The organism is Brachybacterium sp. AOP29-B2-41 (genome assembly GCF_052378395.1).
Classification (GTDB): domain Bacteria; phylum Actinomycetota; class Actinomycetes; order Actinomycetales; family Dermabacteraceae; genus Brachybacterium.
In genome coordinates, this window is sequence record NZ_JBQSXR010000020.1 from 24,290 (window position 1) to 35,766 (window position 11,477).

The 11,477-nt window shown below is 70.4% G+C and carries 9 protein-coding genes and 1 pseudogene; 1 reads left to right on the top strand and 9 read right to left on the bottom strand.

Features of this window, described 5'->3' with window-relative positions:
* Window positions 1-50: 50 nt before the first annotated feature.
* The gene (locus ACT3T9_RS16030; protein ID WP_441445646.1) at window positions 51-674 is read right to left on the bottom strand and encodes an NUDIX domain-containing protein; all 624 of its coding nucleotides are present in this window, start codon (window positions 672-674) and stop codon (window positions 51-53) included.
* On the opposite strand from ACT3T9_RS16030, the pseudogene ACT3T9_RS16035 reads away from it, so the two are divergent.
* A pseudogene (locus tag ACT3T9_RS16035) lies at window positions 636-752 on the top strand (hypothetical protein); the annotation flags it as partial. The gene ACT3T9_RS16030 and the pseudogene ACT3T9_RS16035 overlap by 39 nt on opposite strands.
* Window positions 753-816: 64 nt before the next feature.
* Here the strand turns inward: ACT3T9_RS16035 and ACT3T9_RS16040 are convergent.
* From ACT3T9_RS16040 to ACT3T9_RS16075, 8 genes are read right to left on the bottom strand one after another with little or no spacing between them, the layout of a single operon-like run.
* Window positions 817-2,646 (bottom strand): CTP synthase, encoded by a 1,830-nt coding sequence (locus tag ACT3T9_RS16040; RefSeq protein WP_441445627.1) that lies wholly within the window; start codon window positions 2,644-2,646, stop codon window positions 817-819.
* 11 nt (window positions 2,647-2,657) lie between these two features.
* Window positions 2,658-3,875, bottom strand: a complete 1,218-nt coding sequence (locus ACT3T9_RS16045; RefSeq protein ID WP_444607023.1) for a glycosyltransferase — start codon at window positions 3,873-3,875, stop codon at window positions 2,658-2,660.
* Window positions 3,872-5,656: a murein biosynthesis integral membrane protein MurJ gene (murJ, locus tag ACT3T9_RS16050; RefSeq protein WP_441445629.1), complete on the bottom strand. Its 1,785-nt coding sequence runs from the start codon at window positions 5,654-5,656 to the stop codon at window positions 3,872-3,874. The genes ACT3T9_RS16045 and murJ overlap by 4 nt, the downstream gene beginning before the upstream one ends.
* Window positions 5,653-6,507: a hypothetical protein gene (locus ACT3T9_RS16055; RefSeq protein WP_444607024.1), complete on the bottom strand. Its 855-nt coding sequence runs from the start codon at window positions 6,505-6,507 to the stop codon at window positions 5,653-5,655. Before ACT3T9_RS16055 ends, murJ begins: the two co-directional genes overlap by 4 nt.
* Window positions 6,504-7,577, bottom strand: coding sequence for a copper transporter (locus ACT3T9_RS16060; protein WP_441445631.1), 1,074 nt, complete (start codon window positions 7,575-7,577; stop codon window positions 6,504-6,506). Before ACT3T9_RS16060 ends, ACT3T9_RS16055 begins: the two co-directional genes overlap by 4 nt.
* 15 nt (window positions 7,578-7,592) lie before the next feature.
* The gene (gene steA, locus ACT3T9_RS16065) at window positions 7,593-8,768 is read right to left on the bottom strand and encodes a putative cytokinetic ring protein SteA (protein ID WP_441445632.1); all 1,176 of its coding nucleotides are present in this window, start codon (window positions 8,766-8,768) and stop codon (window positions 7,593-7,595) included.
* Entirely contained in the window at window positions 8,765-10,513 is a 1,749-nt protein-coding gene (gene recN, locus ACT3T9_RS16070) for a DNA repair protein RecN (RefSeq protein WP_441445633.1), read from the bottom strand. The genes steA and recN overlap by 4 nt, the downstream gene beginning before the upstream one ends.
* Window positions 10,514-10,530: 17 nt before the next feature.
* Window positions 10,531-11,475, bottom strand: a complete 945-nt coding sequence (locus tag ACT3T9_RS16075; RefSeq protein ID WP_441445634.1) for an NAD kinase — start codon at window positions 11,473-11,475, stop codon at window positions 10,531-10,533.
* Window positions 11,476-11,477: the final 2 nt, after the last annotated feature.

Genomic DNA, 11,477 nt, shown 5'->3' on the forward strand with positions numbered 1-11,477 from the left:
TGGACTGAGACCGCACCAGTTCGAATCATGCCGGTTCAGACCGCGCCGGTTCAGTCCCTCCCTGGACGCTCCATGAACGGCGCGTCGGCAGCTCGCAGCTGCGTCGCGCGCTCGGATCCAGCGCTGCGCAGCACCTGCAGCGCCAGCAGAGCGGAGACCGTGGTCCCGTTCGTGATGCGGCCCTCGAGCACCGCGGTCACCGCCTCGGACAGCGGCACCCAGCGGGAGATCAGCTCCGCCTCCTCATGGGTGCGTTCGAACTCCGCGGAGCTCACTCGCACGCCGGAGGCGAGGTACACGCGGATCACCTCGTCGTTGCCTCCCGGGCTGGGACGCAGATCCACCAGGGTCTGCATCTGCCCGGGCTCATATCCGGTCTCCTCGGCGAGCTCCCGCGCCGCGGCGATGTGCGGTGCCTCGCCGTCGAGATCGAGCAGGCCAGCCGGTATCTCCCAGAGGCTGTGGCCCACTGGATGGCGGTACTGCCGGATCATCAGCACCCGGTCCTGATCGTCGACGGCGAGCACCGCCACCGCTCCGGTGTGCCAGACGTACTCGCGGTCGAAGCGCACTCCCTCAGCGAAGTCCACGGTGTCCCGCACCAGATCCCACACCATGCCTTCATGCAGAAGGCGATGAGCGGCGACCGGGCGGCGGTCGGGCAGATCCCGCAGAGGCGCCTCGGTGCCGCTCTCGGCGCGGTTCTCAGCGGTGCGGTGCTCAGCGGTGCGGTTCTCAGCGGTGCGGCTCTCAGCGGTGCGGCTCTCGGCGGTGCGGCTCTCGGCGGTGCTGCTCTCCGCGGAGCCGCGGTTCTGGTCAGTCATCTGCTCGCTCCTTCGTCATCGTGTCGTCCTTCGGCGTCGTGCCGTCGAGGTCCTGTGCGGCATCGGCAGGTTCCGAGGGGACCTCCAGCAGCCGGGTCGCCTTCTGCAGCTCAACCGCTGCGCCGATCAGCCCCGCGAACAGTGGATGGGCGCGGGTGGGGCGGGACTTGAGCTCGGGGTGCGCCTGAGTGCCGATGTAGAAGGGGTGAACCTCCGGGTCGAGCTCGACGAACTCGACCAGGCTGTGGCCATCCTCGAGCTGCGAGGTCCCCGAGATCCGCAGCCCTGCCTGCTCGAGCGATTCGCGGTACGCGTTGCCGACCTCGTAGCGGTGACGGTGACGCTCGGAGACCGTGGTGGTGCCATAGGTCCGGGCTGCGAGTGAACCCTCCACCAGCGTGTGCTCATAGGAGCCCAGGCGCATCGTCCCGCCCAGGTCACCCTGACCGGAGACGATGGCGGCCTGTTCGGCCATGGTGGCGATCACCGAATGGGCGGTGTCCGGATCGAACTCGGTGGAGTGGGCATCTGCCAGAGCGAGCTCGCTGCGGGCGTACTCGATGACCATCGACTGCATTCCCAAGCACAGCCCCAGCGCAGGGATGCCACGGGTGCGCGCGTGGCGGAGGGCACCGATCTTCCCGTCGACCCCTCGCACCCCGAACCCGCCGGGCACCACGATCGCGTCGACCCCCTTGAGCTGTTCCGCCGCCCCCTCGGGGCTGGTGCAGAGATCGGACTCGATCCAGCGCAGGTTCACTTTCGCGCGGTGGTGGAAGCCCCCGGCTCGCAGCGCCTCGGTGACCGAGAGATAGGCGTCCGGCAGGTCGACGTACTTGCCGACCAGGGCGACGCTGACCTCGTAGTCGGGGTGATGGACCCGCTGCAGCAGCTCCTCCCACTGCGCCCAGTCGACATCATGGCTGAGCAGGTCGAGGCGACGGATGGCGTAGGCGTCCAATCCCTCCCCGTGCAGCACCCGCGGGATCTCATAGATCGAGGAGGCATCCGCGCAGGTGACCACTGCGTCGAGGTCCACATCGCACATCGAGGAGATCTTCGCCTTCACCGAGGCGGGCAGCTCACGGTCGCTGCGCAGCACGATCGCATCGGGTTGGATGCCGATCGAGCGCAGTGCCGCCACGGAGTGCTGGGTGGGCTTGGTCTTCAGCTCCTTGGACGGACCGATGAAAGGCACCAGGGAGACGTGCACGAAGAACACATTGTCCCGGCCCACGTCCTGGCGCACCTGACGTGCCGCCTCGAGGAACGGCTGGGACTCGATGTCGCCGACGGTCCCGCCGATCTCGGTGATGATCACATCGATGTCGTCCCCGGCCTGGGAGCGCATCGACGCCTTGATCGCATCGGTGATGTGCGGGATCACCTGGACCGTGTCGCCGAGGTACTCGCCTCGGCGCTCCTTCGCGATCACGGTGGAGTAGACCTGGCCGGTGGTGATGTTGGAGTTCGCGGTGAGGTTCTCATCGAGGAACCGCTCGTAGTGCCCGATGTCCAGATCGGTCTCGGCGCCGTCCTCGGTGACGAACACCTCTCCGTGCTGGAACGGGTTCATGGTGCCCGGATCCACGTTGAGGTACGGATCGAGCTTCTGCATCGTCACCCGCAGTCCGCGACTGCTCAGCAGCATCCCGAGAGACGAGGCGGTCAGCCCCTTGCCGAGGCTCGAGACGACGCCGCCGGTGACGAAGATGTGCTTGGTGGTGCCGTGGTTCCTGAAGGGCTTGGCCGCTGCGGCCGCCCCAAGTCGTTGAAGGGGGCTGGTGCCGGTCTGGGGGGCGCTCGCGCTGTTATCTACCACGGACCCCCAATCTACCAGTGGCGAGGGCCAGGCGCGAGCACCTCGTCGAGCTGGACGAGCAGATCCTCGGCCGTGGGGAGCTCGAGCGCCCGGCGGCGGGCAGACTCCTCCGCGGTGCTGCGCAGCGCAGGATCCTGCATCGTGGTGATCGCAGCGGCGAGTGCTGCGGGATCACCGACCGGGACCAGATGGGCGGCGTCTGCGGTGACCCAGCGGGTACCACCGGCATCCGTCGCCACGATCGCCCGGCCTGCTCTCAAGGCTTCCTGGAGCGAGACCGGCTGCCCCTCCCAATGCGCCGCGGAGACCAGCAGGTCGCAGGCCGCCAGCAGAGCGGGGACATCATCACGCCGCCCGAGCAGCTCGACCGGGAGCCGTTCGGCGCGGATCCGCGCGTCCAGCTCCTGCGCGAGCGGACCATCTCCGGCGACTCGGATCCGCACCGGTGCGCCGTCCCGCAGCAGCGCGGCGGCGTCGAGCAGGTCGTGCAGCCCCTTCTGCGGTGCCAGGCGGGCGATCACGAGGATCTCCAGGTGGCTCCCGCCCCGGGCCTCGCTCGGTACGGCAGCGGCAGTCGCTGGCACCGGCACTGCGTCGGTGCCCATGGGCACCAGCACTGCGTCGGTGGCCCCGGTCGCGGCGTCGGTCGGCGATGGCGCGGGGATGATCGCGTGGTGCACGTCGCCGGCCCCCGCCTTCCGTGCGGTCTCGGCGAGGTCGGGAGAGACGGCGAGCACCGTGTTCGCCCGACGGGCGAGCAGGCGTAGCAGAAGCGCGCCGACGACACGGGTGGGCAACGAGCCGACGGTGCGGTTATGCAGCGTGACCACCAGGTGATGACGGCTCAAGCCCCACATCGCCACCGCGGCCAGGGCCCCGGCTCGCAGCCCGTGGGCATGGACAGTCACCGCTGACGGCGCGAACCGCGGGGACCCGGCGGACTCGGTGGACTCGGCGGACTCGGCGGATTCGGCCGGCTGGGCCGGCTGGGCGCGCTGAGCTGGTTGGGCGGTCGTCGTGGTCGTCGCGGGGATCGCGAGCGTGGCGCTGCTCAGGATCTGCCGCAGCGTCCTCACGGTGCGCAGATCTTCGAGCAGATCAGGACGTTCTCGGATCCGCACCGGCGCCTCGCGGACGTCACGTCCGGCTGCCTCCAGCAGAGCCAGCTCCTGATCGACATGCGCCGCCAGACCGCCGCTCGCCGTGGGTCGCACCAGCAGGATCGTCACGATGCTGACCTCGCCGCGCCGAAACGTCCGCCCCGCAGGCGGCGCAGCGCCCTCCGGGTCAGCTCCGGATCCGCCGCGGCCATCGCCGCAGCCGCGATCAGACCGGCGATCAGACCGCAGGCGATTCCGACCAGCACAGCGCCCACCTCCCCCATGTCGGTGGTCACGAGCTGCCTGCCCAGCAGCAGCCCGGGGATCCCACCGCCCAGCAGCGCGACCGGGACCATCAGCGCGGTGCGTCGCACCGCAATGAGGTGTCCCCCGTGCTCGAGGACGTCCGCGATCCGTGCCAGTCCCACCAGCCCGGCCAGCGCCATCCCCACAGCCATGGAGAGCCCGAAGGCGGTCGAGGCCTCTGCCGCGGAGCGCTCAGGACTGGGCAGCACGATGATCAGGATCACCGCGCCGGCGATCATCCAGCCGACCGAGCCGACCAGCAGCGCATCCCGGGCCCGCAGGGCCGCGGCGAGGATGCGGGTGCACTGGATGGAGACGGCGAAGCCCACCAGGCCCAGCGAGAGCCCCGCGGTGGTGGAGCCGACCCCGGTGGCCCCGGCCCTGTCGATCTGGCGGAAGAACTGCTCGAGCGCGGGCCCAGCGGCCAGCAGCATCGCGGCACCGATCACGGAGACCGCCATCACGGTGCGCACGGAAGCGGCGGCGACCTTGGCGAAGCCGGAACGGTCCCCCACCAGACGCAGCTCCGACAGATGCGGAAACACCGAAGTGACCAGGGGCACCACGAGAATGGCGTAGGGAAGGAGATAGAGGGCCTGGGCGTACTGGAAGACCGGCAGGGTCCCCACCCCGCCAGCTCGCATCGCGAGCACCATCACCAGCGCGAGCACCAGCTGCTGCGCCCCGACGGCCCCGAGTCCGGCACCGCCCAGGGCCAGCGCACGCCGCCCGAAGCCGGCCGGCATCCGCAGCGTCGGGCGCAGCCGCAGGCCCGTCCGGAGCGCGACGACCACCACGGGCAGCGCCATCATGGCGACGCCTGCGGTGGTGCCCCACCCGAGCCACCACACGGCCGAGGGGTCGATGGTCGTGGTGGTCGCCACGGGAGGCACCAGATGGGCGTAGACCCGGTAGGAGATCATCACGATGATCGAAGACAGCAGCGGCATCATCGCGGGCCAGAGGAACCGCTTGCGGGCCTGCAGATAGGCGGCGAGCACCACGGACAGCCCGTACAGCGGCAGCTGCAGTGCGAAGATCCGCAGCAGAGTCGCTCCGAGCGGTACACCGGCGGTGCCCGGCGTCTCAGCGGCCAGCAGCAGCTGGGCCAGCGGGGCAGCGAAGGCGATCACCAGCGCGGCCATCAGCCCGGTTCCCAGCAGCGTCCAGGTGAGCAGGCTCGAGACGATGCGGTCGACGAGCGCGGCGCCTTCGCGGGCGGAGCGCCCCCGCCCTTCGGCGCGAAGCTCCCCGACCTGTCTCGGGTCCACGCTCTCCTCGGCGCCGACGAGATCCTTCGGGTCCCCCTCCGGGACCAGTCCCGCGATCAAGGGCACCACCACTGCGGCGAGGACGCCGCCGGCGACGACCTCGAACAGGACGTTGGGGAGCATGTTCGCCGTGGTGTAGGCGGTGCCCACGTCCCCCGCGCCGACGCTCGCCCCGAACACCAGGTAGCGGACGAAGCCCGCGATCCGTGCGAAGACGGTCACCAGCAGGATCACGCCCGCACCGCGCAGCACCGATCGGGTGATCCCGCCTCGACGACTGCTCATCTCAGCGGTGGGCCGGGACGGCGTGGGACGCCCAGGGGTCGAGTTCATCGTTCCTCCTCAGCCGCCGGGTCCGGGTCGGCAGCCGAGCCCTCAGACGTGCCCTCAGCCGGCCGCTCAGCCGAGCGTTCAGCGGAGACCGGCAGCCGCCCCAGCCGGTCCAGCCGGCGGAGCGGTGCGGTGGAGTCGATCACGGCGCTGAAGCTGACCTTCTCACTGGCGAGCGTCAGCGCCACCACCGCGGCCAGCAGAGAGATCCGGGCTGGGGCGGGCAGCAGCCTGGTCGCAGCGCTTCCCACGGCGGCGCCGAGCACGTTGGCACCGGCGTCTCCGAGCATCCCGCGCTCTCGGAGGTCGGCCGGCAGCGCCAGCAGCCCGGGCAGCGCAGCGGCCAGCGCGAGCTGCTCGCCGGTGCGAACACGGTCGGTGCCCGCCGGGACGAGCAGCAGCAGAGCAGCCGGAGGCAGCACGGCCTTCAGCGCCCGCCCGGGACGCAGATCCAGGAGGTTCGCGAGGTTCGCGCAACCGGAGACCAGCGCGGCATCGGCCAGGACCATTCCCGCTCCGCGGGGAGAGGGGGCGGAGAGGACGCCCGCCAAGGAGAGCAGCGGGATCCCGAGCGCCTTGGCGGCGCCCGTGGTCAGGTGGCCCTCCAGCAGCGCGCCGAGATGACCCCGCAGACCCTTGGAGACGGGTCGTCCCGCGCGACGCTGACGAGGCTCGAGCAGGTCATCGACCAGGCCCAGAGTGCCGATGCCGGCCAGGACGCATGGATCTGCGGGGCGACCGGTGCGCAGGGACAGCGCGACCACCCCGCCGATCACCAGTGCACCCTCGGCCAGGCTCACCTCACGGCCGGCGAAGTTCGTGCGTCGCAGCTCCTCACGCAGCGCGCCGATCATCCCTCTCCCCCGCCATCGGAGGGCTGCGTGCCAGTCTCTGCAGTTCCGCCATCGCCCTGCTGGTCAGCAGCCTGCTCCTCGAGGCCCTGAGTCTCCGGAAGCGCGGGCAGCCGGTTCTCGGCGTCACCGGTGGTGCCGTACGCCCCGCTGCCACCGCGCGACTGCTCGATCAGGGCGAGCACCGACAGCAGCGGGCCGTCAGCTTCCTGGAGCCGATCAGTGGTCGAGAGGGCATCGAAGCTGGCGTCCCCGCGCACTGTGCGCAGGACGCCGGTGGAGGCATCGTTCCCGGGGGTGGCCGCGGAGACCACTGCGGGAAGACCGGTGCGGGCGAGCTCTCCGAGCAGGTTGGTCTGGGAGGCGAGCAGGCCCTGCGCACGTTCGGTGGCGACCTGCTCATCCTCCTTCGCATCGGCGAGCTCCTCGGGGGCGGCGCTGGCATAGATCACAGCATCGACCGCCACGGGCGCCTCACCATCGATCGAGACCAGGTCATGATCGATCAGCACCTGCCACAGCTGGGTGCGCAGCTCGGGGGTGAGCCCGCCTTCGGCATCTGAGTGCAGCAGCCTGGGAATCATGGCCGAGAGCAGAGCACTGTCGGTCAGCTCCCCCTCGGGGTCCTCGGGCAGCACCGCCGGGGCGATCGAGCGGACCGTCTCCAGCGCCTGCGCACGGGTCTGCTCCGCATCGGGGGCCCAGAGGGCGGGGAGCAGGTTGATCTGGACGGTGGACCCGACCCCGGCGTCCTCCAGCAGAGTCACGATGCGCTCGGTGCCCGGGCGGGTGGAGCTGTCGTCGGCCAACAGAGCCACCTGCTTCCCGTCGAGGGTGCCGGCGACCAGCTCCGGACCCAGCTCGGTGATGAAGGTCGCCAGCTGGTCATGCTTCGCGGAGAGCTCCTCGGTGTCGCCGCGCAGCTGCTCCTGCTCGGTGCGCAGCTGCTCGACCTGGCCGGCGAGCTGGTCGCCGAGGTTCTCACGCAGCGGGCCGGCGCCGAGCACGATGCCGACCGCCAGTGCCAGGAACACGGAGATCAGGGAGACGAGGTGGTAACGAAAATCGATCACGGGGTCGAGACCCTCCTACGACCCGGTGGCCCGGGGTGAGAACAGCAAGGTGAACCAGGACAGGATCCCATCCAGGCGGGCGCCGAAGATCTGGACCAGCGCCTGCCCTCCGGGGGTCGCCCAGAGCGCGACCGCGAGTGCGGCGAGCCCGGCCAGTGCGAGCAGCACCAGCTGGAAGGTGGAGATCCTCTGACGGTACAGGCGGGAGACGCCTTTGGCGTCCACCAGCTTGGACCCGATGCGCAGCCGGGTCAGGAAGGTCGAGCTCATCCCGGCGCGTCCCTTGTCCAGGAACTCCTCCAGGGTGCCGTGAGTGCCGACGGCCACGATCACCGAAGCGCCCTTCTCGTCGGCCAGCAGCATCGCGATGTCCTCGCTGGTGCCGGAGGCCGGGAACGAGATCGCGTCCCGGTCCAGGCCCAGCTCCGTCAGCCGCTCCATCCCCGGGGCGCGGCCATCACGGTAGGCATGGACCACGAGCTCGGAACCGCTGCGCAGGGCACGGTCGGAGACCGAGTCCATGTCCCCGATGATCATGTCCGGATGGAACCCGGCGTCGATCACAGCGTCCGCACCGCCGTCGACACCGATGATGATCGGTCGGTTCTCGCGGAGGAAGGGCTTGAGGGTCGCCAGGTCCTCCTTGTAGTGGTAGCCGCGCACCACGATCAGCACCGGTCGCCCGTCCATGCGGGTGCGCACCTCGGGCGCGCCGATGCCGTCCAGCAGCAGATCCCGCTCCCGCAGCATGTATTCCATGGTGTTCTCGGCGAACAGTTCGAGCTGCTCGGACAGGCCCTCGCGCGCGATCTCGAGGGAGGCGGTGACGCTCTCGTCGTCCTGTCGGGTGCCGGCGGCGATCGGAGTCCCCTCGAGCTGCACCTCGCCGTCCGTCACGGTGATCGTCTCCCCGTCACGGACCCCTTCGAACACGGACTCGCCGAAGCTGTCGACCAGGACGATGCCTGCATCGATCAGGATTCGGGGACCGGCGTTCGGGTAGCGCCCGGAGGTCGACGCCGCGACGTTGAGCACGGCGGCCGGCTCCCGTTCGACCAGGGCCTCAGCGGCGACGCGGTCGATGTCCTCATGGTCGATGATCGCGATGTCACCGGGCTGGAGCCGCTTGGTGAGGTCCTTGGTGCGCTTGCCGAGCCGGGCGGTTCCGGTCACCGAGCGCACAGCGCTCATCGTCGCGCTCCCGGCGGAGTCTCATCAGAAGTCGCGACCGCACGTGCCTCGTCCAGGAGCTCCTCGGCATGGGCGAGGGCCAGGTCGGAGGCGTCGTCACCGGCGAGCATCCGTGCCAGCTCCCGGATCCGTGCCGGCTTGTCCAGATGCTCGACCGTGGAGCTGGTGGTGCCGTCGGTGGAGGACTTCACGATCTGCAGGTGGGTGCTGGCGTGGGCAGCGACCTGAGGAAGGTGGGTGACCACGATGACCTGGGCATGACGTGCCAGTCGGGCGAGCCGCTGCCCGACGGCGAGGGCGGCACGGCCGCCGATCCCCGCATCGATCTCGTCGAAGACGAACACCGGTGCCGCGCTGCGATCGTTCCGGGAGGAGGACAGCGCCACCTCGAGGGCGAGCATCACCCGGGAGAGCTCACCTCCGGAGGCGGCCTGGGCGACGGGCAGATGGTCGGCGCCGGGATGCGGGGCGAGGAGGATCGCGACGGCGTCGCAGCCGTGGGAGCGATGGCTCTGTACGGACACCTCCACTCGGATATCGGCGTCGGGCATCTCGAGATGCCGCAGCTCCTCCTGCACCGCGGAGGACAGAGCAGAGGCGGCGATGCGGCGGGCCTCGGTGAGCGCCGCAGCGGTCTCGGAGAGGTCCGCCTCAAGACCCTCGAGCCGGCCGACGGTCTCGGCCCGCTCCTCCTCGGCACCCTCATAGCGGTCCAGAGCGATCGCGGCGGTGCGGGAGGTGGCCAGCAGCGTGGTGATGTCCCCGGCCGGGCCGTCCGGGCCCGGCAGCATCGCGCCGAGGTCCCGGACCAGCAGGGTCAGCTCATGGAGACGTTCATTGGCCTCCTCGATCCTGCTGGGCGAGCCGTCGATGCTGTCTGCATAGCGGGAGATCTCCGCGGCGACGTCCGAGAGCTCGAGGCGCACGGCGTCCATCCGCTCGACCAGCGGTTCCAGAGTCGTATCGGTGCGGGCAGCGCGTCCCAGGCTCTCCGCCGCGAGTGCCAGCAGCGGTGCGGCGGCGGGGCCGTCATCGTCACCGACCAGGGCCAATGCTGCCTGCCCGGCGGCGCCGCGCAGCTCCTCGGCATTGGCGAGCCGCTCGATCTCGGCACGCAGATCCTCGTCCTCCCCCTCGACCGGGTCGGACTGCTCGAGCCGCTCGAGGGCCTGACGCAGCGCAGCGCCGCGCCGGTCTCGTTCAGTCAGCAGCTCATCGAGCTCGGCCAGACGCTCGGTGAGTGTGGAACGCTCGCGCCAGATCTCGCGGTGGCGGGTGAGCAGCGGTCCGATCTCAGCGATGGCGAAGCGATCCAGCGCATCGCGCTGGGCCTCGGGGTCGCGCAGACGCTGCTGATCGGACTGGCCGTGCACCGTGACCGCCGTGCCCACGAGACGGGCGAGCGTGCCGATCGGCACCGGGACCCCTCCGATCTGGGCGCGGGAGCGGCCATCGCGGGTGACCCGTCGGACCACCAGCACCTCGCCGTCCTCCTCTTCAGCGCCCAGCTCGTCGAGCGCGGCGGCGAGCTCGGTGTGGCCTGCCAGGGCGAGGGTGCCGTCGACGGTGCTGGAGCCGCGGGTGCGACCGCGGTCGAGCCGCTCGCCGAGCAGCATGGTCAGGCCGGTGACGATCATCGTCTTGCCCGCCCCGGTCTCACCGGTCAGCGCGGTGAATCCGGGCCCGAAATCGAGCATGGCGTCGTCGATCACACCGATCTGACGAATACGCAGGGTTGACAGCATGGTGGTGCCTCCTGCCCTCAGCGGGTGCCGGGGCTGCGACCCCGCCAGCCCACCACCGGCAGCTGGAACTTCTCGACGAGCCGGTCCGCGAAGGGCGTCGGCGCCAGCCGCGCCAGCCGCACGTACCGCTCGGAGAGCCGGGATTCGATGCGCATCCCTGCGGTGATGTCCTCGGTGCGTCGGCCATCCAGGGTGAGGATGCCGTCCTCGCGGTTGTCGAGGGTCATCTCGATCGCCGCCTCGGAGGAACGCCCCAGCACCAGCGGCCTGGCGAACAGGGCGTGCGCTGCCAGCGGGATCAGCATCATCGCGTCGACCTCCGGCCAGATCACCGGTCCGCCGGCGCTGAAGGCGTAGGCCGTCGAGCCGGTGGAGGTGGACAGCAGCACGCCGTCCGCCCCGAAGGAGGAGACCGGGCGCCCGTCGATCTCGATCGCGACGTTGATCATCTTCTGCCGGTCGGCCTTCTCGAGGGAGGCCTCGTTCAACGCCCAGTGATGGGCGAGGAGGGCGTCATCCGAATCCAGCACCGAGATGTCGAGGGTCGAACGCTTCTCGATGTCGTAATCGCCGTCGAGCAGGCGGGCGACGGTGATCGAGAGATCCTCGACCTCGCTCTCGGCGAGGAAGCCGACATGACCGAGGTTCACTCCGTGGACGGGGATGTCCGCCTCGCGCACGGCCTCGAGGGCGCGCAGGATGGTGCCGTCGCCGCCGAGGACGATGCCGAGTTCGACGAGATCCTCCGCCGTGACGGATTCGAGCACATCGACGGCGCCGTTGGTGAGGAAGGTCAGCAGGCGCGGGGGTGCCATGTCCTCGGGCAGGGCGAGGATCTCGTCGACCTGCTGCTGGACGACGATCGCACGCACGCCACGCAGCCGGAGCTCCTCGAGCACCGTGAGCGTCGCGCGCAGCGCCGCTCGGCGGCCCGTATGGACGTAGAGGAGGAACCGTCGCATCG

Bases quoted from the DNA above. Each gene is read 5' to 3' on its own strand.
- murJ (WP_441445629.1), bottom strand. From the start codon at position 5,656: ATGAACTCGACCCCTGGGCGTCCCACGCCGTCCCGGCCCACCGCTGAG.
- ACT3T9_RS16055 (WP_444607024.1), bottom strand. From the start codon at position 6,507: ATGATCGGCGCGCTGCGTGAGGAGCTGCGACGCACGAACTTCGCCGGC.
- steA (WP_441445632.1), bottom strand. From the start codon at position 8,768: ATGAGCGCTGTGCGCTCGGTGACCGGAACCGCCCGGCTCGGCAAGCGC.
- recN (WP_441445633.1), bottom strand. From the start codon at position 10,513: ATGCTGTCAACCCTGCGTATTCGTCAGATCGGTGTGATCGACGACGCC.
- ACT3T9_RS16075 (WP_441445634.1), bottom strand. From the start codon at position 11,475: ATGCGACGGTTCCTCCTCTACGTCCATACGGGCCGCCGAGCGGCGCTG.